The sequence below is a fragment of the Streptomyces sp. NPDC079167 genome, assembly GCF_040686735.1.
GTDB lineage: Bacteria > Actinomycetota > Actinomycetes > Streptomycetales > Streptomycetaceae > Streptomyces.
This window is the reverse complement of the sequence record NZ_JBFBLO010000031.1, coordinates 1-26,699: the sequence shown is the minus strand read 5'-3', so window position 1 is coordinate 26,699 and position 26,699 is coordinate 1. Positions and strand designations below refer to the sequence as shown.

General features: G+C 72.3%; 16 protein-coding genes and 1 pseudogene. 11 read left to right on the top strand and 6 right to left on the bottom strand.

All coding sequences use genetic code 11. The annotated features are described in order from the left end of the window. The first annotated feature begins 25 nt into the window (after nt 1–25). The 4 genes and pseudogenes from AB0P41_RS35065 (at nt 26) to AB0P41_RS35050 (ending at nt 10,999) form a co-directional block, all read left to right on the top strand. Nucleotides 26–3,638, top strand: a pseudogene (locus AB0P41_RS35065) (hydantoinase B/oxoprolinase family protein). Between the two features lie 57 nt (nt 3,639–3,695). Next, on the top strand, nt 3,696–5,222 hold the full coding sequence (locus AB0P41_RS35060) for a hypothetical protein (protein WP_365936090.1): 1,527 nt from the start codon (nt 3,696–3,698) through the stop codon (nt 5,220–5,222). A gap of 67 nt (nt 5,223–5,289) precedes the next feature. Further along, the gene (locus tag AB0P41_RS35055) at nt 5,290–6,192 is read left to right on the top strand and encodes a hypothetical protein (protein WP_365936089.1); all 903 of its coding nucleotides are present in this window, start codon (nt 5,290–5,292) and stop codon (nt 6,190–6,192) included. Between the two features lie 64 nt (nt 6,193–6,256). Further along, on the top strand, nt 6,257–10,999 hold the full coding sequence (locus AB0P41_RS35050) for a hypothetical protein (RefSeq protein ID WP_365936088.1): 4,743 nt from the start codon (nt 6,257–6,259) through the stop codon (nt 10,997–10,999). 21 nt (nt 11,000–11,020) lie between these two features. On the opposite strand, the gene AB0P41_RS35045 is transcribed toward AB0P41_RS35050, so the two are convergent. Then, complete coding sequence (locus AB0P41_RS35045; RefSeq protein WP_356712742.1) at nt 11,021–11,464, bottom strand: hypothetical protein; 444 nt, start codon at nt 11,462–11,464, stop codon at nt 11,021–11,023. 547 nt (nt 11,465–12,011) lie between these two features. Between AB0P41_RS35045 and AB0P41_RS35040 the strand changes: the two genes are divergently transcribed. The 4 genes from AB0P41_RS35040 to AB0P41_RS35025 are packed head-to-tail and all read left to right on the top strand — an operon-like array spanning nt 12,012 to nt 16,286. Further along, nucleotides 12,012–14,813 (top strand): nitrate- and nitrite sensing domain-containing protein, encoded by a 2,802-nt coding sequence (locus tag AB0P41_RS35040; protein WP_365936087.1) that lies wholly within the window; start codon nt 12,012–12,014, stop codon nt 14,811–14,813. After that, the gene (locus AB0P41_RS35035) at nt 14,810–15,253 is read left to right on the top strand and encodes a roadblock/LC7 domain-containing protein (RefSeq protein ID WP_356712706.1); all 444 of its coding nucleotides are present in this window, start codon (nt 14,810–14,812) and stop codon (nt 15,251–15,253) included. The genes AB0P41_RS35040 and AB0P41_RS35035 overlap by 4 nt, the downstream gene beginning before the upstream one ends. A 9-nt stretch (nt 15,254–15,262) precedes the next feature. Further along, nucleotides 15,263–15,700 carry a DUF742 domain-containing protein gene (locus AB0P41_RS35030; RefSeq protein ID WP_356712708.1) on the top strand — a complete coding sequence of 146 codons (438 nt, stop codon included), beginning with the start codon at nt 15,263–15,265 and terminating at the stop codon, nt 15,698–15,700. Beyond that, nucleotides 15,681–16,286 (top strand): ATP/GTP-binding protein, encoded by a 606-nt coding sequence (locus AB0P41_RS35025; protein ID WP_356712710.1) that lies wholly within the window; start codon nt 15,681–15,683, stop codon nt 16,284–16,286. The genes AB0P41_RS35030 and AB0P41_RS35025 overlap by 20 nt, the downstream gene beginning before the upstream one ends. Nucleotides 16,287–16,634: 348 nt before the next feature. Here AB0P41_RS35025 and AB0P41_RS35020 read toward each other — a convergent pair whose 3' ends face one another. Together AB0P41_RS35020 and AB0P41_RS35015 are read right to left on the bottom strand one after the other, a co-directional pair. Continuing rightward, the gene (locus AB0P41_RS35020; protein WP_356712712.1) at nt 16,635–17,006 is read right to left on the bottom strand and encodes a DUF962 domain-containing protein; all 372 of its coding nucleotides are present in this window, start codon (nt 17,004–17,006) and stop codon (nt 16,635–16,637) included. A 112-nt stretch (nt 17,007–17,118) separates the two neighbouring features. After that, complete coding sequence (locus tag AB0P41_RS35015; protein ID WP_365936086.1) at nt 17,119–17,925, bottom strand: M15 family metallopeptidase; 807 nt, start codon at nt 17,923–17,925, stop codon at nt 17,119–17,121. A gap of 61 nt (nt 17,926–17,986) precedes the next feature. On the opposite strand from AB0P41_RS35015, the gene AB0P41_RS35010 reads away from it, so the two are divergent. Next, nucleotides 17,987–18,484 (top strand): NUDIX domain-containing protein, encoded by a 498-nt coding sequence (locus AB0P41_RS35010; RefSeq protein ID WP_365936085.1) that lies wholly within the window; start codon nt 17,987–17,989, stop codon nt 18,482–18,484. On the opposite strand, the gene AB0P41_RS35005 is transcribed toward AB0P41_RS35010, so the two are convergent. After that, entirely contained in the window at nt 18,475–20,838 is a 2,364-nt protein-coding gene (locus tag AB0P41_RS35005) for a glycoside hydrolase family 31 protein (protein ID WP_365936084.1), read from the bottom strand. The genes AB0P41_RS35010 and AB0P41_RS35005 overlap by 10 nt on opposite strands. A gap of 220 nt (nt 20,839–21,058) precedes the next feature. On the opposite strand from AB0P41_RS35005, the gene AB0P41_RS35000 reads away from it, so the two are divergent. Continuing rightward, on the top strand, nt 21,059–23,044 hold the full coding sequence (locus AB0P41_RS35000) for an acetoacetate--CoA ligase (RefSeq protein ID WP_365936083.1): 1,986 nt from the start codon (nt 21,059–21,061) through the stop codon (nt 23,042–23,044). A gap of 79 nt (nt 23,045–23,123) precedes the next feature. After that, nucleotides 23,124–24,038 carry a hypothetical protein gene (locus AB0P41_RS34995; RefSeq protein WP_365936082.1) on the top strand — a complete coding sequence of 305 codons (915 nt, stop codon included), beginning with the start codon at nt 23,124–23,126 and terminating at the stop codon, nt 24,036–24,038. A 69-nt stretch (nt 24,039–24,107) separates the two neighbouring features. Here the strand turns inward: AB0P41_RS34995 and ptsP are convergent, their stop codons facing one another. Together ptsP and AB0P41_RS34985 are read right to left on the bottom strand one after the other, a co-directional pair. Beyond that, a complete protein-coding gene (gene ptsP / locus AB0P41_RS34990) occupies nt 24,108–25,778 on the bottom strand; it encodes a phosphoenolpyruvate--protein phosphotransferase (RefSeq protein WP_104790511.1) in 1,671 nt (556 codons plus the stop codon). A gap of 76 nt (nt 25,779–25,854) precedes the next feature. Then, a complete protein-coding gene (locus AB0P41_RS34985) occupies nt 25,855–26,304 on the bottom strand; it encodes a PTS glucose transporter subunit IIA (protein WP_033304207.1) in 450 nt (149 codons plus the stop codon). Nucleotides 26,305–26,699: the final 395 nt, after the last annotated feature.

The window sequence follows — 26,699 nt, the reverse complement described above, 5'->3', positions numbered from 1 at the left end:
TCGTCCCGCGCGCCAGAATGGAGGGATGACCGGACGCTGGGAGTTCTGGATCGACCGCGGCGGCACCTTCACGGACGTCGTGGGACGTGACCCCGGAGGCCGGCTGGTCTCCCGCAAACTGCTGTCGCACGACCCCGGCCGCTACCGTGACGCCGCCGTCGCGGGTATCAGGCTCCTTCTCGGGCTCGGCCCCCACGACCCGGTCCCCGCCGACCGGGTCGCGGGCGTCAAGATGGGCACCACGGTCGCCACCAACGCCCTCCTGGAGCGACGGGGCGAGCCCACCGTCCTGGTCGTCACCGAAGGCTTCCGGGACGCCCTGCGGATCGCTTACCAGAACCGGCCGCGTCTCTTCGACCGCCGCATCCTGCTCCCCGAGGCCGTGTACAGCAGGGTCGTCGAGGTCCCGGAACGCGTCGACGCCCGCGGGGGCACCGTGAAGGCACTCGACCGCGACGCCGTGGCCGCTCGGCTCAGGGAGGCCGCGGAGGACGGGCTCCGCAGCGCCGCCGTCGTGCTCATGCACGGCTACCGCCACCCCGAGCACGAGAGGGCCGTCGGTGAGGAGGCCAGGGCAGCGGGCTTCACGCAGGTCAGCTGCTCGCACGAGGTCAGCCCGCTGATCAAGCTCGTGCCGCGCGGCGACACCACCGTCGTCGACGCCTACCTCTCGCCGGTCCTGCGCCGCTACGTCGAGGAGGTGGCCGCCGAACTCCCCGGCATCCGGCTCATGTTCATGCAGTCCAACGGCGGGCTGCGCGAGGCCGCGCACTTCCGTGGCAAGGACGCGGTGCTCTCCGGCCCGGCCGGGGGCGTCGTCGGCATGGTGCGTACGTCGGGCCAGGCGGGCCACGAGCGCGTCATCGGCTTCGACATGGGCGGCACCTCCACCGATGTCTCCCATTACGCGGGCGAGTTCGAACGCGAGCTCGGGACACGGGTGGCAGGGGTGCGGATGAGCGCGCCCATGATGAGCATCCACACCGTCGCCGCCGGCGGCGGGTCCGTCCTGCACTTCGACGGACGGCGCTACCGGGTCGGCCCCGACTCGGCCGGGGCCGACCCCGGACCCGCCGGCTACCGCAAGGGCGGGCCGCTCACCGTCACCGACGCCAACGTGATGCTCGGCCGCATCCGCCCGGAACACTTCCCCGCCGTCTTCGGGCCCGAGGGGAACCAACCGCTCGACGCCCGTCTCGTGAAGGAACGCTTCGACGCACTGGCCGAGGAGGTGTCGGCCGCCACCGGGAGCCGGCGTACGGCCGCCGAAGTGGCTGCGGGCTTCCTGGAGATCGCCGTGCTCAACATGGCGAACGCCGTCAAGAAGATCTCCGTCCAGCGGGGCCACGACATCACCCGTTACGCCCTCACCGGCTTCGGCGGCGCCGGCGGACAGCACGTCTGCGCCGTCGCCGACGCCCTGGGCATCGACACCGTCCTCGTACCGCCGCTCGCGGGCGTCCTCTCCGCGTACGGAATCGGTCTCGCCGACGCCACCGCGATGCGCGAACAGTCCGTCGAGGCCCCACTGGGCGACGCGACCGGCTCCCGGGTCCGGGCCCTCTGCGAGTCCCTGGCCGAGCGCACCCCGGGCCGACCTCAGGGCCGACGGCGTCCCCGGCAGCGCCATCACCACCCGCGCGCGGATCCTCCTGCGCTACGCGGGCACGGACGCCGCCCTGCCCGTCGCCCACGGCACCGTCACCGCCATGGACGGGGAGTTCACCGAAGCCCACCGCACGCGCTACGGATTCACCATGGACAAGCCCCTGGTGGTCGAGGCCGTCTCCGTGGAAGCCACCGGAACGGCCGGCCCGCACACCCCTCCCCGCGTGGGAGCGGGCACGGGAGAAGGGCCGCTCCGTCCCCTCGGAACCGTGACGATGTTCACCGGGGACGGATGGCACGACGCCGGACTGTACCGCCGCGCGACACTGCGCGCCGAGGACACCGTCACCGGCCCCGCCGTCGTGACCGAGGACGACGCCACCACCGTCGTCGATCCCGGCTGGCAGGCGACGGCGGGACCGGCCGGACACCTCGTGCTGCGCCGGACGGAGCCGAGGCCCGGGCGGGCCGCCGTCGGCACCCGGGTGGACCCCGTCATGCTCGAAGTGTTCAACAACCTCTTCATGTCGATCGCCGAACAGATGGGCGTACGACTGCAGAACACGGCGCACTCCGTCAACATCAAGGAGAGGCTGGACTTCTCGTGCGCGCTGTTCGACGCGGACGGCCACCTGGTGGCCAACGCCCCGCACATCCCGGTCCACCTGGGCTCGATGGGGGAGACCGTCGAAGAGGTGCTGCGGCGCAACGAGGGCATCCTCCGGCCCGGTGATGTGTACGCCGTCAACGATCCCTACCACGGTGGCACCCATCTGCCGGACGTGACCGTCGTGACGCCCGTGTTCGACGAGCCGGCCGACGGACAGGAGCAGCGGCTGCGCTTCCTGGTCGCCTCGCGAGGCCACCACGCGGAGATCGGAGGCATCACCCCGGGCTCCATGCCCGCCTTCAGCCGTACGGTCGACGAAGAGGGCGTCCTGTTCGACAACTGGCCGCTGGTGCGCGACGGAACCTTCCGCGAGGCGGAGACCCGGGAGCTGCTCACGACCGCGGCCCACCCCTCACGCGACCCGGACACCAACCTCGCCGACCTGTGCGCCCAGATCGCGGCCAACGAGAAGGGCATCACGGAACTGCGGCGCATGACGCGCCAGTTCGGGCAGGACGTCGTGGAGGCGTACATGGGCCACGTCCAGGACAACGCCGAGGAGTCCGTACGCCGCATCGTGGCCGGACTGCGCGACGGCTCCTGCCGCTACGAGACCGACAACGGCGCCGTCATCGCCGTGAGCGTGCGAGTGGACCACGACGCACGCCGGGCCGTCCTCGACTTCGAGGGCACGTCCCCGCAGCAGGCCGGCAACTTCAACGCCCCCAGGTCCGTCGTGACGGCCGCCGTCCTCTACGTGTTCCGGACACTCGTCGAGGAGGACATCCCGCTCAACAGCGGCTGCCTGAAACCCCTGGACATCCGCGTGCCCGAGGGGTCGATGCTCGCACCCGTCCACCCGGCGGCGACCGTCGCCGGCAACGTCGAGACCTCCCAGGCCGTCACCGGCGCCCTCTACGCGGCTCTCGGCGTCCAGGCCGAGGGCTCCGGCACCATGAACAACCTCACCTTCGGCAACGACCGGGTCCAGTACTACGAGACCGTCGCGAGCGGCTCCGGCGCCGGGGACGGATTCGACGGGGCCGACGCCGTACAGACCCACATGACCAACTCCCGGCTCACCGACCCGGAGATCCTGGAGTGGCGCTACCCGGTGCTGCTGGAGAGCTTCGGCGTACGGGAGGACGGCGCGGGACCGGGCCGGTGGCACGGCGGCAGGGGGGTGGAACGCAGGATCCGCTTCCTCGAACCCGTCACCGTGGCGCTCCTGTCGGGACACCGCCGGGTGCCCCCGTACGGCATGGCGGGAGGCGGCCCCGGAGCTCTCGGCGAGCAGTACGTCGAGCGGGCCGGCGGGGCGGGCGTGACGCCGCTCCGAGGCTGTGACACCGCCGAGCTCGACACCGGCGACGTCCTGGTGCTGCGCACCCCGGGAGGGGGCGGTTACGGGCGGCCGTGACCGGTCGCTTCTGCGCCGTTTCGACCGTTGTCGGTGCGAGGACCTAATCTGTGCAGCGTGACTTCGCCTGCCGCCACCCACACCGCTGCGCCCCAGCTCAGCGCGGGACCGAGGCCCGCCCCGGGCCCCGCCGCCGATGAAGGGCTCTCGCGTCGGCTGCGCGCGCTCGCCTGCACCGCCCCGCTGCACGACCTCGACGTGCGCAAGGCCAATCTGGCCGGCGAGTACACGGTCTACGCGATGGCCGAGGTCGCCCTCGCCGCGATCGACCTCGTCACCCTCAACATGGACTTCGACACGGGCGCCGACCACGACCAGATAGTGGCCAGGCTCCTCCCGCGGATCGCGGCCCAGGCACCCCGCCGGCCCGTCACCGAGCACGAACGGGTCGCGCGCTGGGTCCTGGAGAACCTGATCAACGTCGGGAGCGTCGACCGCGGCTTCCGCGCGGTGTACGGCACCTTCGGACCCGACGGCGTCTACGTCCGCAGGGACTACGACTTCAAGCTCGTCGAGGAAGTCCCCGGCCACGGCGGGACGGTCTACCTCCGCGCCACCGACGAGGCGGTCAACGTCCTGGTGGGCGCCCTGGACACGGACGTCACCAGCGCCCAGATCGCCGCCGAGGTGAAGCTGGAGGTCCTCATCAGCAGGGGCCGCCTCGCCGACGCCCAGCTCGCCGCCGAACAGGCCCGCTACCGCACCGTGCAGTACGCCGAGACGCTCCGCAGGACCCTGGACGCGACCCGCCGCAACGTCCGCGCCGTGGACTGGCTCAACGCCGTGCCGGACATGATCGCCGAGGCGCTGGACCACGTCGCCGACCGCTACCGCCACGAGAACGCGATCCTCACCAACATCCGCAAGGCCAGGGACGAGGCCGAGGAGCCCGAGCACAAGCGCCGCGCCGCCGAGCTGGTCGACATCGTCAAGGACTGCATCCGACGCCACACCCAGCTCCAGTCCAGGCTCCTGGAGGCAGGACCCCTCTTCCGCGCCGAGCAGGACCGCCAGGCGTTCGCCACCCCCACCGCGCAGGCGGGCCTCGACCTCTACGGACAGCTCGTCGTGCCCCTGCTGCCGCTCCCCGTCGAGCAGGCCACCCGGGCCACCGACGCGTTCTTCGCACACGGCACCGGGCTGCGCACACCCACCTCCGTCCGGGTCGGCGACCTCGTCGACCTGCTGCTCATGCCCCCGGTGGAGCGGGAGCACCTCGGCGCGGAGATGCCCGAGCCCGACCTCATCGCCACCCCGGACGACAGCCGGTTCAGCGAGGAGCAGCTCGGACACGCGATGGAACTGCTCGACCTGGAGCACGACGCCCCCCGCCGGCTCTCCGGACTCCTCGCGGAGGCCCGGCTGCGCGACCCCGAACTGCCGTACCTCGTCGCCCTGCTCGCCGTCCACGCGGCCAGTCCTCCCGTCGGCACCGCCTACCGCCAGGGCGAGCGACGGCTGCTGTTCGCCGTTGACGACGGCACCCAGCTCGAGGACCACGAATTCGGCGGAGCCGACCTGATAGTGGGCATGGCCCTGCTGGACGCGGCGGGCATGGCCGCGGACCGCAAGGACGCCTCGTGAGCGTCCCCGGCCCGACCACCCACCCCCTGCCGCCCGGGAGCGGCACCCGTACCGAGGAGTCACCGAGTTGAGCGAGCAGCACGCCGAGCACACCGACGCGTGGGGCGACCAGCACCTCCCGCAGGCGGCCGACGCCGCGCGGCCGGCCGCTGTCACCCCCGCCGACGCCGCCGACGCCGCCCGGCTGGTCTCCTTCGGGCTGCAGCCCAAGCTGATGCCCGCCCGCGACGCCGAGTACAGCGAGCTGCTCCGCCGCTACCGCGAGGAGCCCGCCTTCGCCCGGCTCTCCGACGCCGTCGCCACCGGGCTCGGGCTCATCGTGCTGGAGGTCTCCACCCGCGCCGGGATGGCCGTGACCGCCGGCGAGGACTCGGTGTTCGCCGTGCGCATGGGCGACTACGCCCGGCGCGCGTCCCCCGACTCCGCCGACCGCTTCCTGCACGGTCTCGCCCACCTCGCCGTCGCCGCCATGGCCTTCCCCCGCCCCGAGGACCTGGCCGACGACTCGTACATCGGCCGCATCACCGTCAACGGCGTCGACGCCTTCGTCCGCCAGGCCTGCCAACGCCTGGAGGAGCGCGCCGAGGAGCAGGGCGACAACACCGACCCGGCCACCGACGCGCCCGGTCTGGAATCCGGGTGGCGGATCTACTCCCGCCGTAGCGCCACCGGAGCCACCAAGGACGCCCGCCGGCTGGCCGGCTCGACCACCGGCATCATCGGCAAGGCCGTCGCCTTCCTCACGGATTCGGGCTTCCTCCAGCGCACCGGGGACGACGCGGGCGGCGCCTACCGCACCACCGCCCGTTACCAGCTCCAGGTGCGCGACATGGCCGGCAGCGCCGCCATGGCCGAACTGCTGGAACTCGGCGTCGTCCCGGTCACGGACGGCTCGGCCACCCTGCTGCCCCCGCCCGACGACGAAGGCCTGGAGCTGGCCGCCGACGCGGGGCTCCCCTTCCACTCCTGAACCGCCGCACCCCGCCCCCGCTCCAGCCGCCCGCCCGCCGCCAGAACGACGAGAGTCCGCCGCCATGTACGAGTTGTCCCGGGTCCGCCTCTACTCCATCGGGCCCGCCGGTGCGCGCTACGCCGACACCGTGCTCGACCTGCGCGGCGTCGGCGAGCCCGTGCCCAGGCCCGCGCCGGCCCAGGCGGAGTTCTTCGAGGAGGAGCCCGCCGGCCCCCCGCGCCGCCCGGCGCCCGCCGGTGTGCTCTTCCTGGAGAACGGCGGAGGCAAGTCCGTCCTGCTCAAGCTGATCTTCTCGGTGATGCTGCCGGGCCACCGCAACACCCTGGGCGGCGCCAGCTCCGGTGTCCTGCGCAAGTTCCTGCTCGCCGACGACTGCGGACACGTCGCCCTGGAGTGGCAGCACACCCTGACCGGCGAGTGCGTCGTCGTCGGCAAGGTCAGCGAATGGCGTGGCCGCCAGGTCTCCAGCGACCCCCGTAAGTTCGCCGAGGCCTGGTACTCCTTCCGGCCCGGTCCCGGACTCAGCCTCGACAGCCTGCCCGTGGCCGAGGCCAGCTCGGTGGGCCGCCCCGCCGAAGGCGTCTCGAACGCCCGCGGCAGACGCCGCACGATGAAGGGCTTCCGCGACGCGCTCACGGACGCCGGCAAGTTCTACCCGCACCTCGACGTGCACTGGGAAGAGATCCACGACCGGTGGAACGAACACCTCGGTGACCTCGGGCTCGACCCCGAACTCTTCCGCTACCAGCGGGAGATGAACGCCGACGAGGGTGAGGCCGCCGGCCTCTTCGCGGTCAAGAAGGACTCCGACTTCACCGACCTGCTGCTCCGGGCCGTCACCGACACGCGGGACACGGACGGCCTCGCCGACCTCGTCAGCGGCTTCGGCAACAAGCTGGGCCGCCGTGCCGAGCTCACCGCGGAACGCGACTTCACCGCCGGTTCGGCCGAGCTGCTCGGCCGCATCGTCGACGCCACCGCGACGAGGGCCCGCAGCCGGGACGTCCACGCCGGTGCCGAACGCCGCACCCGCACCCTCGCCCGCAGGCTCTCCGGGCGCGCCGCCGAGGAGCGCGGCCGCACCGCGGAGCTCGCCCAGCAGGTCGCTGACGCCGCCCACACCGTCACCGAGGCCGAAGCCGCCCGCGGCCGCCGGGACCTGATCGCGGCCGAACTGGCCTACCGGCACGCGTCCCTGGCCCTCACCGCCGCCGAGAAGAGCGCGGCGGCACAGCGCCGCGAGCTGGGGGAGGCACGCACCCTGCACTCCGCCTGGCAGGCCGCCGAAGCCGTCCTGCGCCACCGCGCCGCCGCCGACCGCTCGGCACGCGTGGCCGTAGCCATCCGCGAGGCGGAGCGCGACGCGGCCCCCGCCCTGGCCGCACGCGCCACGGCCGCCGCCGACCTCGTACGCGCCCTGCACACCGCCGCGGAGGCGGGGGAGCGGGTGGCGGACGAGGAGGAGGAGCGGTCCGCGACGCTTCAGTCCACCGGGGAGACGGCGCACCGGGACGCCACCACCGCCGCCACCGAGGCCCAGCGCGCCCGCAGCGAGGCCGGACACCTGCGTCAGCGCCTCGCCGAGGTCGAGCAGGAGACCGCGGAAGCCGTACGCGCGGGCTGGCTCGACGACACCGCGCCGGACGCCGACCCGGCCCGCGCGGCACTCGCGGCGAACGACGCGGAGAAGACCGCCGTCGCCGCCTGGGACACCGCACGCGAGGCGGCCAGGGCCACCGCCGACCAGGCCAGGGAAGCCGCCGCGGCCGAGAGCCGCACCGAGCTCGCAGCGGCCCGCGCCGCCGACGGCGCGCAGGCCGCCGAACAGTCCTACGAGGCCGAGCGCAGGGCCGCCGAGTCGATCGCCGCCGACCACCGCCTCGCCGACCTGCTGGGTCTCCCGGCGGCCACCGGCGTCGGTGTCCCGCGTCCCCGCGGCGCCGGCGCGGGAACGGACGGCGACGAAGAGGCCACCGGCGGGGCCGCGCAGTCCCTCACGGCGGAGGAGTTCGATGCCGCCGCCGACGAGCTGAGGGAGCTCCTCGACCAGAGCGTCTCCACCGCCGAACGACGGCTCTTCGACCTGCGCACCGCAGCCGCCGACGACTCCCGCATCCTCGGCGCACTCGGGGACGGCGGGCTGCTGCCGCCCGGACCCGACGTCCTCACCACCGTCGAGTACCTCGGTGAACACGGCATCCCGGCCCTGCCCGGCTGGCGCTACCTCGCCCAGGCCGTGGACCCCGTCGACCACGCGGCGGTCCTGGCGGCGCGCCCCGAGCTCGTCGACGGTGTCGTCATCACCGACCCGGACGCGCACACCCGCGCCCGCGAAGTCCTGGCCGCCGCCGCCCTGCTGCCCCGGTCGGCCGTCGCCGTGGGCACCACCGCGGCCCTCCTCGCCCCCGTACCCCCGCCCGGCGGTGCGGGCACCGGCAGCGACGACGTGTTCCTCGTCCCGCCGAACCCCGCGATGCACGACGAACACGCCGCGGACGAGGAGCGCCAGGCGCTCCGCGCCCGGGCCGCGGCGCGCGACGAGGACATCAGGTCGCTCGCGGCCCGGCTCGCCGCCGACCGCGCCCTCGCCGCCCGGATCGGCTCGTGGCGTGCCGACTGCCCGCCCGGGATGCTCGCCGAGCTCGGCGAAGCGGCCCGCGCCGCCCGCGCCGCCGCGGAGACGGCGGAGGCCGCACTCGCCGAGGCCCGCACCGTGCGAGCCGAGGCCGACGAGGCCGCCGCGGACGCCGCGCGCGTACGCGACGAGCGGCAGGAGGCGGCCCAGCGGGCCCGCCGCGCCGCCGACGCGCTCGCGGGCCTGGCCCACCGTCTCCGCGACCGCGCGGGCTGGCAGGCGCGACTGCGTGAACTCACCGACGAGGCAGCCGAATCGGAGGCGCGCGCCACAGCCTGCCTGGAGCGGGCACGCGCCGCCGACGAGGACCGCCGTGCCGCCCAGCGCGCCGCGGACGACGCCCACCGCACGGCCCGTGCCCTGCGTGCCGAGAGAGCGGAGATCGCGGGCGCCCCGGAAACGCTCCCGGAGGCCGACGCCTCCGCCGCTCGCGTCTCCCTCCCCGCCCTGCGCGAGGCATACCGGGCGGCCTCCAGGCTGTACGAGAAGGTGGGTGTCGGAGCCGACCTGCGCGCCGAGCAGGCGCGCGCCGAGAGCGACGAGAGCGCCGCTCTGGCCGAGCTCGACCGCCTCACCAACAAGGTCCGCACCCGCGCCGCCCAGCTCCTCGAAGGCACCGACGGGGCCGACGGACCCTCCCGGCAGGCGGCCGCCGCCCGCGCCGAGTCGCACGTCCAGCTCCTGGAGACCAGGGCCTCCACGGCCAGCGAGCAGCTCGGCCGGCTGCGCGGTGAAGCCGAACGGCTCGCCCCCGCCGACGAGGCACCGCACCACACGGAGCTCCCCGCCGACCTGGCCCCGGCCGACGCCGACCAGGCCCAGGCCCTGCTCCGTACGGCGACGGCCGAACTCGCCTCCGCCACCGAGGCGCTGGACACCGCGCGCGCGGCCCACGCCGAACTGCTGCGCGCCCACCGCACGGCCGAGGACTCGGCGAGCGGCTTCGACGAGACCGCCGCACTCCTGCGTGACCTGCTCAGGGACCACGGCGCGGAGGACGGGACCGAGTCCCCCGACCCGTACCCGGGCACCCTGGAGGAGGCCAGGCAGTCCGCCGCCGAGGCCCGCCGCTCACTGCGCGGCTGCTCCACGGACCTCTCCGCAGCGGAGAGTTCCGTACGGGAGGCGAGCGACGTCCTGGTACGGCACGCCAACTCCACCCGCTACGAACAGGTCCGCACCCCGGCCCGGCAGCAGATCCGGGAGCTTCCGGCAGCCGCCCTGCCCGACCACGCCGAGAAGTGGGCCGCGGCCTTCGCGCCCAGGCTGCGCGTGCTCACGGACGAGCTGGTCCAGCTGGAGCGCAACCGCGACTCCATCGTCGACCGGCTCCGGGGCCTCGTGGAATCGGCCCTCACGACGCTCCGCTCCGCCCAGCGGCTCTCCCAGCTTCCCGAGGGGCTGGGGGAGTGGTCCGGCCAGGAATTCCTCCGGATCCGTTTCGAGGAGCCCGACCAGGCCACGCTCACCGAGAGGCTCGGCGAGGTCATCGACGAGGCCACGCACGCGGCCCTCAAGAAGAACTCCGATCTGCGCAGGGACGGCATGTCCCTCCTGCTGCGGGGCGTGCAGGCGGCTCTGCAGCCCAAGGGCATCGCGGTGGAGATCCTCAAGCCGGACGCGGTGCTCCGCGCCGAGCGCGTCCCGGTCGGGCAGATGGGCGACGTCTTCTCCGGCGGCCAGCTGCTCACCGCCGCCATCGCGCTGTACTGCACGATGGCGGCCCTGCGCAGCAACGACAGGGGCCGGGACCGGCACCGGCACGCGGGCACGCTCTTCCTCGACAACCCCATCGGGCGCGCCAACGCGACATACCTGCTGGAGCTGCAGCGCGCGGTCTCCGACGCGCTCGGTGTCCAACTGCTCTACACGACGGGGCTGTTCGACACGACGGCGCTCGCCGAATTCCCGCTCGTGATCCGCCTCCGCAACGACGCGGACCTGCGGGCCGGGCTGAAGTACATCAGCGTCGAGGAGCACCTCAGGCCGGGGCTGCCCCAGCAGGACCCCGCCGGTGAGACCGTCCACGGCGAGATCACCGCGACCCGCATGTTCAAGCGGAGCGCGGAGGCGGCCGGCGCGGCGGGCGCGCCGGCGGTCCCGGAGATGCGTACGGAGATGACGGACACACGCACGGAGCCCGCACAGCAGGCAACCGACAAGCGGTAGGGGACGCCGGGGCGCAGGCGGTCAGGCGCGGGAGAGCCGGCCTTCCCCCCGGCGTCGTATCCGGGCCTCCCTGCGCGCCCGGGACCGTGCCGCACGCCTGGCGGCGCGGCGCTCCCGGCGCATGCGGCGCGCCGTGCTGCTGGGGACGGACACCACGCCGTGGCGCTGGTTCCACACCTGCCGGGTCACCCATACGTCCAGCACCGCCCACGTCGCCACCACCGTGCCCGCCACACCGGTGAGCATCATCGGGAAGGCGAGCCAGGACCCGGCGAGCGTGCACAGGAAGGCCACCATGGCCAGAATGATCGTCAGCGACATGACGAGGACGGCGCGCACGGCCGCCGTCCGTACAGGATCCGGCATCCTGCGGCGTACCGCAGGCTCGTCCACCCACAGCTGCCGGGGGATCCGGGCACCGGCGGGTGCCGCGCCCGCCGCCGGCGCGCCCGCCTGCGAAGGGATCGCCGACGATGCCGCGGCGCCCCGGAGCTCATCCGTGTCCAAGGACCTTCAACTCCCCACCACTGTCCGACTCAGGGGTGGCTGCCCGGCTTGCGCCCCTTTTACGCGGGCGGAACCGCTTGCCTGTCGCACGTACCCCCGTGAGGTCCTTCTGCCCCGTACGTGTGGACGAATGCCACGTCGTGAAGATTCCCGCCTGGGACGGCAACCAGCCCCGAAAGGTCACGGAAGGAAGAATTCCAGCCAACTGCCTTGTGTGGACGCACCGCGTTCAGTCAGGGATTCTCTGTCGCTTTCGCGAGTTTCTTCGCAGGGAATACCGGGACAACTGGTGAGCAACTCGGGGAAGAGCGGCCTGAAATCGTCCGGACACGTCTTCGAGTTACCGGTAGGTCAGTAGTAGGCTCGCGCCGTTTGTTGACGGAACTCCGGCCGACGCTCGGTGGGCTGCGGCAGGAACACCCGAACGACCACGAAGACCGGGCGACCGGAACCACCGGACCCGGCGCGACCACCCCCGCGGTGCGGGGCCGAGCTGGGGGAGGCCATGCGCTTTCGCGGGAAGTCCATCCGCAGGAAGATCGTGGCGTTGCTCCTGGTGCCGCTCGCCTCCCTCACGGGTCTCTGGGTCTTCGCCACCTACGTCACCGGCCGCGAGGCCGGCGAACTGATGGGCGCCAGCGCCATCGTGGAGCAGGTCGGCCACCCGCTGGAAGACACCATCCGGGCCGTTCAGGGCGAACGCCGCCAAACACTCGTCTTCCTCGCCGATCCCCGGGCCTCGGACGCCCTGCCCCTCCTGCGCCGCGAGCGAGCCCGGACCGACCGGGTCGTGGCCGAGGTCAGGCGGAGTGCGAAGAGCAAGGACGTACGGGACAAGCTGAGCCCGGAGTCGGAGGCCCAGCTCGACTCGATCCTCGGCGAGGTCGACGGCCTGGACGCGCTGCGCGGGTCCGTCGAGAAGCGCACCATCGACCGGACCAGGGCCCTCGACTTCTACAACGGCCTCGTCGACCCCTGCTACCGCTTCCTGAACAGTCTCCACACGATGGAGAACGTGTCCATGGACAAGCAGGTCCGGGCGCTGGTCGGCATCTCCAGGGCGCGCGAGATGCTCTCCCGTGAGGACGCCCTCATCGCGTCGGGCCTCATCGCGGGGCGGCTCGGCGCCCCGGAGCTGCGTGTCGTCTCCGACCTCGCCGCCAGCCGTACGCTCCTGTACGAGGTCAACCTCGAACTCCTGCCGGCGAGCGAGCGCGGCCGCATGGAGCAGTACTGGCGCAGCCCCGACACCGAGCCGCTGCGGACGGCCGAGCAGAGGCTCATCGCCGCGGGTCCGATCACGAAGCCGGGCACCATCGACTCCGCGCGCTGGGAGGAAGTGGCGCCACCCGTCCTGGAGCACCTGGCCAACGACGGAACCGAGATGTCCAACCGCTTCCAGGACCGCGCGGAACCCGCCGGCTACCGGGTCCTGATCCAGGCGGGCGTCGCCGGCGTCCTGGGATTCGTCGCCCTGCTCGTGTCCGTCTTCGTCTCCGTACGCGTAGGACGCGAACTCGTCCGCGACCTCTCCCGGCTGCGCAAGGACGCGCACGAGGTGTCCGGAGTGCGGCTCCCCAGCGTGATGCGGCGGCTGGCCGCGGGCGAGCAGGTCGACGTGGAGACCGAAGCGCCTCACCTCAGTTACGAGCGCGACGAGATAGGCCAGGTAGGCCAGGCCCTCAACACCCTGCAGCGCGCCGCCGTCGAGGCCGCCGTCAAGCAGGCGGACATGCGCCGCGGAGTATCCGAGGTCTTCGTGAACCTCGCCCGTCGCAACCAGGTGCTCCTGCACCGCCAGCTGACGCTCCTGGACACCATGGAGCGGCGCACCGAGAACAGCGACGAGCTCGCCGACCTCTTCCGCCTCGACCACCTCACCACGCGCATGCGCCGCCACGCCGAAGGCCTCGTGATCCTCTCCGGGGCGGCCCCGTCCCGGCAGTGGCGGAAGCCCATCCAGCTCATGGACGTGGTGCGCGCGGCCGTCGCCGAGGTCGAGGACTACGAGCGGATCGAGGTCCGGCGCCTGCCCCGCATCGGCGTGGGCGGCCCGGCCGTCGCCGACCTCACCCACCTGATCGCGGAACTCCTGGAGAACGCCACGGTGTTCTCGCCCCCGCACACCGCGGTGCAGGTCCACGGCGAGCGCGTGGCCAACGGCTTCACCCTCGAGATCCACGACCGTGGCCTCGGCATGGCCCCGGAAGTCCTCCTGGACGCCAACCTCAGGCTCGCCGAGACGCCCGACTTCGAACTCTCCGACACCGACAGGCTCGGCCTCTTCGTCGTCAGCCGGCTCGCACAGCGGCAGAACGTCCGCGTCTCCTTGCAGATCTCACCGTACGGAGGGACGACCGCGGTCGTCTTCATCCCGGCGCAGCTGCTCACCGAGGCCCCGGACACGCACGGCACCGGCTTCCGCCTCGACCGGCGCGCCGAGAAGGCGATCGGCGGCGGCCGGCCGGGCAGCGACGCGCCCGGCAGTGACAAGGCCCGCAGGGACGGAGTCGCGGACAAGAGCATCCCCGGCAGGCCCTCCGGACTCTCCCCGGTCCCCACGGGCCTCACCGATCCGTCGGTGCTCGACGGCCCGGTCGAGCTCGAAGGCCCGGTGGGCACACTCGGGTTCACCGACCCGGCTCGCGACCGGGAGCTCGATCCGGCACTCGGCCCCGTCCTCGACGGCGTATCCGACCTGGAGGACACCGAGAGCGAGCGGGGCGGCATCTTCCGCGCCCGCGACCTGCGCAGGGAAGCCGACCGGGAACAGCACCAGCAGGCCTTCGACGCCTCGGACGGCCGCTCGGCGGACGTCCGGCCGATGCGCCCCTCCGGCCCCGTCCCGCTGCCGCGCCGCAAGCCGCACACACCCGGCACCGCCCATGGACGCCGGATAGGCGACGGGGGCCGCTCGCACCCCGGCACGAACGACGGCCCCCTCGAGCCCTCCGGCTCCGAAGCCGTCACCGCACAGGAACGCCCGGGCGCGTCCCATGCCGACGAGGCGCCGCCGAGACTCAGGCCCGCACCCGGACCGTCCGCACCGGACACGGTCGGAGGCCTCCCGCGCAGGGTCCGGCAGGCGAACCTCGCCCCACAGCTCCGGGAGGACTCCGCACGGCGGACTTCCGGTCACGCCCCCGCATACACCGACGACGACCTCGAACGTGATGCGGACGAAGTACGCAACCGCATGGCTTCGCTTCAACGCGGCTGGCAGCGCGGCCGTCGGCAGAACGCCGAGGACGCGACCGGCTCCGGCGAGGCAGCACCAGGAACCACTCCGGGAGGGGACGGTCGATGACCGCACCGAACGCCGCAGCACACAACTCCTCACGCCAGGGCTCCGGCGAACTCAACTGGCTCCTCGACGAACTGGTCGAGCGCGTCGCGAGCATCCGCAAGGCACTGGTGCTCTCCAGCGACGGCCTCGCCACCGGCACGTCCCAGGACCTGACCCGTGAGGACAGCGAGCACCTGGCGGCCGTCGCCTCCGGGTTCCACAGCCTCGCCAAGGGCGTGGGCCGTCACTTCGACGCCGGCCGGGTCCGGCAGACCGTGGTCGAGCTCGACGAGGCCTTCCTCTTCGTCACGGCCGCAGGTGACGGCAGCTGTCTCGCCGTCCTCGCCGACTCGGACTCGGACGTCGGACAGGTGGCCTACGAGATGACCCTGATGGTCAAGCGAGTCGGGGCGCACCTGGCCAACGCCCCCCGGACCACCGGTCTGCCCGCCGGAGGGTGAGGCGAGGGGATGAGCGCAGACTCCGCCCGGGACACCGCGCCCGGATCACCGCCCGCGCCCGCAGAAGCGGCCTCCTCGCGCTGGTACGACGCCGAAGCGGGTCCGGTGGTCCGGCCCTACGCGATGACCCGGGGGCGTACCAGCAGCGCGTCCCGTCATCGTCTCGACCTGATCGCGATCGTCATCCCCGAACCGGCGGCCGACGATCCCGGCCGGGACCAGACGCTCTCCCCGGAACACGTGGAGATCGTCGAACTGTGCAGCGACATGCCCCAGTCGATCGCCGAGCTAGCCTCCGGACTGGACCTCCCCGTCGGGGTGGTCCGTGTTCTGGTCGGTGACCTCGTCGAGGACGAACTGGTGCACGTCACCCGTCCCGTTCCGCCGGCCGAGCTGCCGGACGAGAGCCTTCTTCGCGAGGTGATCAATGGCCTTCGGGCGCTCTAGCCGCAGAAAGCGGCACGTCGAACCCGTCACCCTGAAGATCCTGGTGGCAGGCGGCTTCGGCGTGGGCAAGACGACCCTGGTGGGCGCGGTCAGCGAGATCAGACCGCTGCGCACGGAGGAGAGGCTGAGCGAGGCCGGCCGCCCCGTCGACGACGTGGCGGGGGTCGAGGGCAAGCACACCACGACGGTGGCCATGGACTTCGGCCGCATCACGCTGCGCGAGGACCTGGTCCTCTACCTGTTCGGGACCCCCGGACAGGACCGCTTCTGGTTCCTCTGGGACGAACTGGCCCAGGGCGCCCTCGGCGCGGTGGTCCTCGCCGACACCCGGAGGCTGGAGGACTGCTTTGCGGCCGTCGACTACTTCGAGCGCCGGGGGATCCCGTTCACCGTCGCCGTCAACCTCTTCGAGGGCGCCGAGCAGTTCCCCACCGAGACGGTTCGGGCGGCACTCGACCTCGACCCCGAGGTGCCGGTGCTGCTCTGCGACGCACGTGACCGGGCGTCCGTCCGGGATGTGCTCGTGGCGGTCGTGGAGCACGCCGCGGCGCGCGCCGACCAACTCCGGGAACCCGCCAGGACCTGACGGCCTGGCCACCGTACGTAGGGCCTTTCGTCTGGATCAGGCCGGGCTCGCGGGGTCTGGCACGCCCATCTGCGGCGTTGTCGTCAATCCCCAAGCTCTCGGCTTCTCCCCGCTCTCGGCTTCGCTCGAACGGGGGGACCCCCATGAGCAGGGGAGACCCCAAACGCTCCGCTTGGCCTCGATCCTCCGCCTTGCAGCTGCACGCACCAGGGCCCGCCCCCTGATCCGGCCTGCTCCAGACGAAAGGCCCTGACGCGGCCCGTACCCCCGCCGACCGGGGTACGGACCGCGCGTACGGTGCGGGGGGCAGCGGGCGTGACAGGAGTCTTCACCCGGCGTGACGACCCGTCAACCCTGCGCGCGTACCGGGGTTCGCGGGTTCTCGGCGAGCCACTCGGCGGCGGTCTCGGCCAGCTCCCCGTCCCGTCCCGCGAGCATCATCCGGATCATCTGCACGTCTCCGCGCAGCGACCACGCGGGGTGGCCGAACGTGGCCGGGTTGTTCTTCTCGATGAGGAAGTGCGCCGGCCACGCGGTGCCGTACCCGATGAGCGGCAACGCCAGCGCGTACCGCCTGCGGCCGCGTGCCAGACCGTACGCGGTGACCGCGAGACCGGTCAGTGTCCCGGTCAGATGGACCCATCGCGTCGCCGCCCTGGAGTGCATGGCGACGTAATAGGGCCAGAACTCTTCATACGAACCGAACGTCTGCTGTGACATGAAGGCACCGTAATCGCTCCGTCGGCAACCGGATACGGCAGTTCCGCGTCCGAGAACAAGAACGGGCGGCCGGAGCTCACGGGGGTGGTCCCGGTCGCCCGTTCCCCTCCCGTCAGTGACCCGCCACGGAGCGCCTGGCCACCGGGAAGTCGAAGTAGGTGTCAGGGAAGAGCTCCGGCTTGTACGTGAAGTGCCACCACTCCTCCGCGAGATTCACGAACCCCAGGCCGGCCAGGATCTCCTTGAGGAACTGCCGGTTCGCGCGCTGCGCTCCCTGAACCCGCGGGTCGTCCGTGTGCGACAGGGTGTCGAAGCAGTCGTAACCCGTCCCCATGTCCACCGAGTTGTCCGGGAAGCGTTCGCCCTTCGGCGCGTAGCACGGAGCCAGCTCCTCGCCGGGCTCGTACGGCCTGGTCGGCAGCGCCGGCAGCTTCACCAGGGTGAGGTCGACCGTGCTGCCCCGGCTGTGCCCGGATTTCTCCGCGATGTAACCGTCCTCGAACAGCCGAGTCTTGTCGACCATCGGATAGAACTCCGCCTTCATGGCCTGGTCGTCGAGGTCCTTCGCCCAGCGGACGAAGTGGTCCACGGCACGCTGCGGCCGGTAGCAGTCGTACACCTTGAGCGAATACCCCTGGCGCAGAAGGCTCCGCTGGGCGGTGTGCAGCGCGCGGGCGGCCGGCCGGGTCAGGATGCAGACGGGCTGCCGGTAACCGTCCACCGGCTCTCCCATGAAGTTGTGCGCGGTGGTGTAGCGCATCTCCGTGATGATCGTCGGATCGACGGAGCGGAGATCGACGAACTCCGGCGGAGCCTTGGGTTCGGGCCTGGCCACCGCCACCGGGGCAGCGGCGGTCACGGCGAGCAGGGCGGCGCCGGCAACGGCCAGGGCGCGGAGAAGACGAGCAGTTCCTGTCATGGGCACACCGTCTATCAGCTCCGGAGCCGCAAGAGAAGAGTGATCGGATACAGTCCGCCCCGTGAAGGACTCCCACTGCGGCAGCTGCGGGGCCCCGTACGCCACCGACGCGTGGCCCCGCACCTGTACCGCCTGCGGTCGCAGGGCCTACCGCAACCCGCTGCCCGTCGCCGTCGCCCTGCTCCCCGTCACCGGACCGCACGGCACCGGCCTCGTGGTCATCACCCGCACCATCCCGCCGCACCCGGGCAGGCTCGCGCTGCCCGGCGGCTACATCGACCACACCGAGGACTGGCGCCACGCCGTCGTACGCGAACTGCGCGAGGAGACCGGCATCCGCGCCGACGAGACCGACGTGCGCCTCGCCGACGCCCTGAGCTCCCCGGACGGCCACCTGCTGCTCTTCGGCCTGCTCCCGCCACGCCCCGCCGGGGAACTCCCGCCCTCCGCACCGACGGACGAGACCTCGGGACACACCGTGCTGCACACCCCGGACGAACTCGCCTTCCCCCTCCACACCCAGGCAGTACGCTCCTGGTTCGCCGGCGCCTACGGCTGAGCCGGCAGCCCCCGCACCCGGACCGGGTACGGCACCCGTGACTCCTCGCCGTCCCGTTCGACCACCACGCGGCCGGCCCTCAGCCGGGAGGTGTAGCGCTCCACCTCGGACCGCTCCCACCCGTCGCCCGCGTCCCGCACGACCAGCCCGCCCCCGGTGCGCCCGGTCGGCGGAGCCCACACCTCGAGTTCGAGAGCGCCCTCCGGGCCCCGCACCGGGATCACGGCTCCGGCCCTCGCCAGCACCGGGATACGGGACAGCGGCGCGTCCACCACCGCCTGGCCCGGGCCCTCGTACGCCTGCCCGGTCGCCGTGTCGTACCAACGCCCGCGCGGCAGCCGCACCGCAACACGGTCCGCGCCCTCCTCCAGCACCGGCGCGACCAGCAGCGCGTCACCCAGCAGGAACGCGTCCTCGCAGTCCCGCAGCTCCCGGTCCCCCGGGGCGCTCCACCACACCGGCCGCGCATAGGGCGCACCCGTCAGCCGGGCGAGCTGGGCCAGCGTCACGAAGTAGGGGTGCATCCGCTCCCGCTCCTCCAGCGCACGCCTGGCGTGCGTGAGGACCTCCGGCCCGAATTCCCACGGCTCCCGGCGCCCCGCGTCGATGGCCGCATGCGTACGGAACAACGGCATGTACGAGCCGAGTTGGAACCAGCGCAGATAGAGCTCGGGCGACGGCGACCCGTCGAACCCCCCGATGTCGGGTCCGGAGTACGGCACCCCGCAGAGCCCCAGACCCAGCACCAGGGCCAGCGAGGCCCGGAGCCCCGGCCACCCCGTCGCCACATCACCGGACCAGGTGCCGCCGTACCGCTGCAGCCCCGCCCAGCCCGAACGGGAGAACAGGAACGGCCGCTCGTCCGGGCGCAGTCGGCACAGCGCCTCGTACCCGGCCCTCGCCATCGCCAGGGCATACACGTTGTGGGCCTCCCGGTGGTCCCCGCCACGGCCCTCCAGCGAGTGCCGGGACGAACGGGGGAGCGACGGATCCCCGAAGGCCGTAAACGACACCGGTTCGTTCATGTCGTGCCACACCCCGGCGAACCCCTGGCCGAGCCTCTCCTCGTACAGCGCTCCCCACCACGCGCGCACCAGCGGATCGGTGAAATCCGGATAGACGCACTCGCCCGGCCACACCTCACCCAGCACCGGAAGGCCCTGCGGGTCCCGGACGAACGCGCCCTCCGTACCGACTTCCAGGCCGCTGTCGAACACCGCGTTGCCCGCCGACGCCCGCACCGCCGGATCGACGATCGAGACCAGCCTGACGCCGTCCTCGCGCAGCTCCTCAGCCAGCCGGGGGAGGCCGGGGAACCGCTCCCGGTCGACAGTGAAGACCTGATGCGCGTCGTAGTGGTCGATGTCCAGATGCAGGACCGACAACGGCAGTCCCCGATCCCGGTACCCCGCGACGACCCGCCGCACCTCCTGCTCGCTGCCGAACCCCCAACGGGCGTGCTGCGGACCCAGTGCCCACGACGGAGGCAGCGCGGGCGCCCCCGTCAGCGCCGTCCAGCTCCGCAGCACCTTGGCCGGCGTACCCACGACCACCCAGCAGCGGAGCGGGCCGCCCTCCATCCGCACCTCGCACGCCCCCGGCCGGTCATGCCCCGACCCCGCGCCCTCCTCGCCCTCACGGAGCGTCACCCGGCCCGCCCAGGAGTTGTCGTGGAACGCCAGATGGGTTCCAGCGTCCGAGACCACCATCTGCACCGGCATCGTCAGATACAGCGGATCGTCCTCCGGACCGAAACGGCCGCCCGGATCGGTGTTCCACAGCCGGTACGTCCCCTCCCTCAGCCTCGGACCGCCGGCCCGGCCGCCCAGCCCGAAGAAGCGGGCGTCGGCCGGGACCTCGGACCGCTGCACCCACCGCGCCGGGCCGCCCTCCACCGGCTCCCACCAGCGCGGCGGCAGCTCCTGGCGCAGCACCACTCCGCCCGGCGTACGCAACTCCAGCGCCCCGTGCCGCGACACGGCGACCGTCAGCCGCTCCGACACCACCTGCCAGCCGCCGTTCGTGTCCGGCTCCAGCCGCGCGCGCGTATCGGCCTCCGGACCGTCCCCCGGCAGGGCGTACGAGGGCAGCGGCCCGGCACCGTCCCAGGACCAGAACACCGCACCGCCCACCGCCACCCTGACCCGCAGCTGCGAGCGAGCGAACCGCACGACCCCACCACCGGGCCCGGGCTCCGCACCGATCAGAAGCCCGGGCACCCGAGCCCGCTCCGCACCGCGCGCCGCCAGCGCCCGCGCGTCGGCACGCCGACGCCGCCAGGCCGAGCGGACCGTGCGCATCCCCTGTACAGAACCGACCATTTTCACCGAGCGCACCAGGTCACGACCATCCATGCGGGCAACCCTGCCATCCGCCCGGACCCAAGCGTGCTCCGTTCAGCTTCCGTTCACCTGTGGCTTCACCACACAGCCGGACACGCGGTCATGGCAGGGGGACCCTGGTGCGCAAGACGATCACATGGCATCGTCCGTGACAGCCGTCCACGCGCACACCCCAGCCCGTGCGCGCGACGCACGCCCACCCCGCGTACACCCGAAAGGCCAGGGAGCCTCCATGACCTCAGCAGCCGGCGACGCCCCCCTCTGGCAGCCCGATCCCGAGCGCGTCGAGGCGGCGGCCGTCACCCGCTTCCAGCGATGGGCGGCCGGACGCCACAGAGCACCCGCCGACGGCGGTTACGCGGCGCTGCACCGCTGGTCGGTCGACCAGCTCGACACCTTCTGGGAGGCCGTCGCCGACTGGTTCGACGTACGCTTCTCCACCCCGTACGACGCCGTCCTCGGCGACCGCACCATGCCTGGCGCCCAGTGGTTCCCCGGCGCCACCCTCAACTACGCCGAGCACGCCCTGCGCACGGCCGACGACCCGCTCCGCGCGGACGCCCCCGCCCTGCTGTACGTCGACGAGACCCACGCCCAGGTCTCCATCAGCTGGTCCGAACTCCGGCGCCAGACCGGCTCACTCGCCGCCGAGCTCCGCGCCCTCGGCGTCACCCCCGGCGACCGGGTCAGCGGATATCTCCCCAACATCCCCCAAGCGGTCGTCGCGTTCCTCGCCACCGCCGCCGTCGGCGCGGTCTGGACCTCCTCCGCCCCCGACTTCGGCGCCCGCAGTGTCCTGGACCGCTTCCAGCAGGTCGAACCCGTCGTCCTGTTCACCGTCGACGGCTACCGCTACGGCGGCAAGGAGCACGACCGCAGGGACACCGTCGCCGAACTTCGCAGCGAACTCCCCAGCCTGCGCGCGGTCGTCCACATCCCGCTCCTCGGCACGGACGCGCCCGAAGGCACCCTCGAATGGTCGGCGCTCACCGCTTCGGTCACCGAACCGGTCTTCGAGCAGGTCCCCTTCGAGCACCCGCTGTGGGTGCTGTACTCCTCCGGCACGACCGGACTCCCGAAGGCCATCGTCCAGTCCCAGGGCGGGATCCTCCTCGAACACTTCAAGCAGATCGGGCTGCACTGCGACCTCGGCCCCGACGACCGCTTCTTCTGGTACACCTCCACCGGCTGGATGATGTGGAACTTCCTCGTCTCCGGCCTGCTCACCGGTACAACCGTCGTGCTCTACGACGGCAGTCCCGGCTATCCGGACGTCCAGGCCCAGTGGCGTGTCGCCGAACTGACCGGCGCGACCCTCTTCGGTACGTCGGCCGCCTACGTCATGGCGTGCCGGAAGGCAGGCGTCCACCCGGGCCGTGACCACGACCTCAGCCGTGTCCAGTGCGTCGCCACCACGGGTTCCCCGCTCCCGCCCGACGGCTTCCGCTGGCTGCACGACGAGTTCGCCGAGACCGGCACCGACCTGTGGATCGCCTCCGTCAGCGGCGGGACGGACGTCTGCAGCTGCTTCGCGGGCGCGGTCCCCACCCTGCCGGTCCACATCGGCGAGCTGCAGGCCCCCTGTCTGGGTACCGACCTCCAGTCCTGGGACCCCTCGGGCAAGCCGCTCACGGGCGAGGTCGGCGAGCTCGTCGTGACCGCACCCATGCCCTCCATGCCGGTCCGCTTCTGGAACGACCCCGACGGCCGCCGCTACCACGACAGCTACTTCGACGTGTACCCCGGTGTGTGGCGCCACGGAGACTGGATCACCCTCACCGACCGCGGCTCGGTCATCATCCACGGCCGCTCCGACTCCACGCTCAACAGGCAGGGCGTCCGCATGGGGTCCGCCGACATCTACGAGGCGGTCGAACGGCTCCCCGAGATCCGCGAGTCCCTCGTCATCGGCCTCGAAGAGCCGGACGGCGGCTACTGGATGCCCCTGTTCGTCCACCTCGCCGAGGGCGCCACGCTCGACGACGGACTCCGTGACAGCATCAAACGGACGATCCGCGAGAACCTCTCACCCCGCCACGTACCGGACGAGGTCATCGAGGTCCCCGGCATTCCGCACACCCTCACCGGCAAGCGCATCGAGGTTCCGGTCAAGCGCCTCCTCCAGGGCACAGCCCTGTCCAAGGCGGTCAACCCGGGCTCCGTCGACAACCTCGAACTCCTCCGCTTCTACGAGGAACTCGCCCGCGACCGCCACTGAACCCAGCCGCCGGACAGCCCGTTGTCAGTCCCCCTGATTACGCTGAGTGAGCATCGATCGACAGTGCACAGGGGGACTCATGGCGCACATCAACCAGACCGAACGCAGCCGGCAGCGTGCCGGAACATCCATGCGACGCGCACTGCGCCGCGAAGCACCGAACACCATCGGCCTCCTGGTCGACCCGGACGACTTCGCGGCCATGCGCCGCTACCGGAGCTTCACCTTCGAGGACCACGCGGTCTACCTGCGGCAGGTCGAGGGCCTGCTGCGGACGTTCGCCGCGCAGGGAACGCACACCACCGTCGCCCTCTTCGACCCGGAGGACTACGCGGATTTCTGCGCCGAGTCCGGCCTGGAACCCGACGAACGCACAAGCCGGACCCGCTTCGTCGCGGAGGTCGCCTCGGCCGGCGCCACCGTGGCCTACACGGGCCAGCCCATCGACACCCTGATCCCGCTGCTCGTCTCACAAGCGGTCCGGCGCGCGACCTGGGAGTACGCCACGATGCTGCTGGCGGGCCTCGGTGACTGCGCCGACTGCGGCCAGGACATCGGGCGGGCCGCCTTCGACCGGGCGTCCCACCTGCTGATGCGCTTGTTGGACACGGCGGGTCCGGGCACCCATCACATCGTCTGCAGCATGCCCATGGAGAACGAACAGCTCCTGGCCGTCCTGCACACAGCCCGTGACACCGACGGAACCGCCAGGCTCGGATCGGCGGAGGGTGCGGAGTTCGCCACCGTGCTCGCCGTCGGGGTCGCGCTCGAGACCCAGGGCGGTGTCGTACTGCGCACCACGACCCCCGACGCACCGGACCGGGTGCACGGCTGGCGCCTGAACCGGGGCAGTCTCCTCCCGCTCACCGCGGGCGAGGTCTTCAGCGCCTACTGCACGGACGCCGACACCGGTGAACCCGTGTCGCCGGAATCCGGCGTCGAGTACTGCGCGGGCTTCGCCATCGGTGCCGACGAACCGGAGGTCCACCGCTGAAAGACCGAAGGGGCCCCCGCCGGAACGGGCGGGAACCCCTTCACATCCGACCGTGTGCGGCGGACGACATCACTCGCCCGACAGCACCGCCTGCGCCGCGCGCCGCGCGTCGTCGGCGGAGTCCGCCGCACGCGCGGCGGAGGCGGCACGCTCGCACTGCGCGAGCGTGTGCTTCGCCAGCGTCGCCCGCACATAGGGAATGGACGCGGCACCCATGGAGAGGGAGGTGACACCCAGACCGGTCAGCACGCACGCCAGCAGCGGGTCCGAAGCGGCCTCACCGCAGACGCCGCAGCTCTTGCCCTCGGCCCTGGCGGCCTCGGCCGACAGCGCGACCAGGTCGAGCAGTGCGGGCTGCCACGGGTCCTGGAGCCGGGACACGGCCCCTACCTGCCGGTCGGCCGCGAAGGTGTACTGCGCCAGGTCGTTCGTACCCAGCGAGAGGAACTCCACCTCCTGCAAGATCGAGCGGGCCCTGAGCGCGGCGGACGGAATCTCCACCATCGCCCCGAACTTCGCCTGCAGTCCCGCCTCACGGCAGGCGTCGGCGAACGCCTTCGCGTCGGCGCGGTCGGCCACCATCGGGGCCATGACCTCGAGGTACACCGGCAGCCCCTCGGCCGCCCTGGACAGTGCCGTCAGCTGGGTCCGCAGCACATCCGGGTGGTCCAGCAGACTGCGCAGCCCGCGCACGCCGAGCGCGGGGTTCGGCTCGTCGGCCGGCGTCAGGAAGTCCAGCGGCTTGTCGGCACCGGCGTCCAGCACCCGCACCACGACACGCCCCTCGGGAAACGCCTCCAGCACAGCGCGGTACGCCGCGATCTGCTTCTCCTCGGAGGGCGCCTGCTTGCTGTCGTCCAGGAAGAGGAACTCCGTACGGAACAGTCCGACGCCCTCGGCACCGGCTTCCAGCGCAGCGGGGACATCACCGGGACCGCCGACATTGGCGAGCAGCGGCACCTTGTGACCGTCGGAGGTGGCACCAGGACCGGTCACCGCCGACAGCGCCGCCTTCCGCGCTGCCGAAGCGCTCTCCATCTCGGCGCGCTTCTCCTGGCTGGGCTCGACGAAGATCTCGCCGGTGCTGCCGTCGACGGCGACGACCGTACCCTCGGCGATCTCACCCGCTCCGGGGAGAGCGACGACGGCAGGCACACCGAGCGCCCGCGCGAGAATGGCGCTGTGGCTGGTCGGCCCGCCCTCCTCCGTCACGAAACCGAGCACCAGCGTGGGGTCGAGCAGAGCCGTGTCGGCGGGAGCCAGGTCACGCGCGATCAGCACGTACGGCTCGTCACTGTCGGGCACACCCGGCATCGGCACGCCGAGCAGCCGCGCAACGATCCGGTTCCGTACGTCGTCGAGGTCGGCGACGCGTCCCGCCAGGTACTCCCCGGCGTTGGCCAGCAGCGCCCGGTACGCCGCGAACGCGTCGTACACGCCACGCTCGGCGGTGCTCCCGACAGCGATACGACGTTCGACATCGGCGATGAGCTCGGGATCCTGCGCCATCATGGCCTGGGCTTCGAGTACGTGTTGTGCCTCGCCCCCCGCCAGATTGCCGCGCGCGATCAGGTCGGCCGCCACAGCCTCGACGGCCTGGCGGGCACGCCCCTGCTCGCGCTCGGCCTCGTCCGCGGGGATCTGTTTGGCCGGCGGCTCGAGCACCGCGGTGCCCATGTGCCGAACTTCGCCGATCGCCACACCGTGACTCACGCCGACGCCTCGCAGCGTTGTCTCCATTTCACCCGTCTCCGATTGTGCGGTGGCCGCGCCACCGCGATGGATTCCCAACTGGCTGTCTATCGAGCCGAGGGTGTCACTGCCAGCCGAAGAGAGTCTCGCCGACCTTGACGTCGCCGTCCTCACGCACGTCGGAGAGGGACTCGGCGGTGGCTTCCAGGGCCACGACCGGGCAGATCGCCGACTTGCCGGCGGCCTCGACGCCCGCCGGGTCCCAGCGGACGATGCCCTGACCGCGGGTGACCGTGTCCCCCTTGTTCACGAGAAGCTCGAAGCCCTCGCCGTTCAGCTGCACGGTGTCGATCCCGAGGTGGGTCAGCACGCCGTGGCCCTGGTCGTCGACGACGACAAATGCATGGGGGTGGAGGGAGACGACGATGCCGTCGACCGGCGAGACGGCCTCCGAAGGCTCGCGCACGGGGTCGATGGCGGTACCGGGGCCCACCATCGCTCCGGAGAAGACGGGGTCGGGAACCGCGGTGAGCCCGATGGCGCGGCCGGCAAGAGGGGACGTCACTGTGGTCATGGAGAGCCTCCCAGAGGTGGGGATCCGGATGTCACCGCCACGACGGAAGGAGGGCGGCTTACTGGTCAGCAGCGTAAGTCATATGAAGTCCCGGTTCCGCCCGAGAGCTACCGGTTGGCCGACCTGGAGGCGCACCGGAAGCGATTTGCCTCGCCTCACGGCGGCCTGTACTGTCGTATCCCTGCCCGGCCCCCACACGACTTCGAGTCGGGGGCGGACAGCGACTCCCAAGCCCAGACTCTCACTTTGATTATGGCTCTCGCATGCTCGCGAGACCCCGGTCAAAGGAACGGAAAAGGCCTGATAGAGTCGGACTCGCCGGAAAGGGAAACGCGAAAGCGAAGAACTGGAAAGCACGGTGGTGATTCAACCGCCTAGCAGGAACCCGCTTCGGC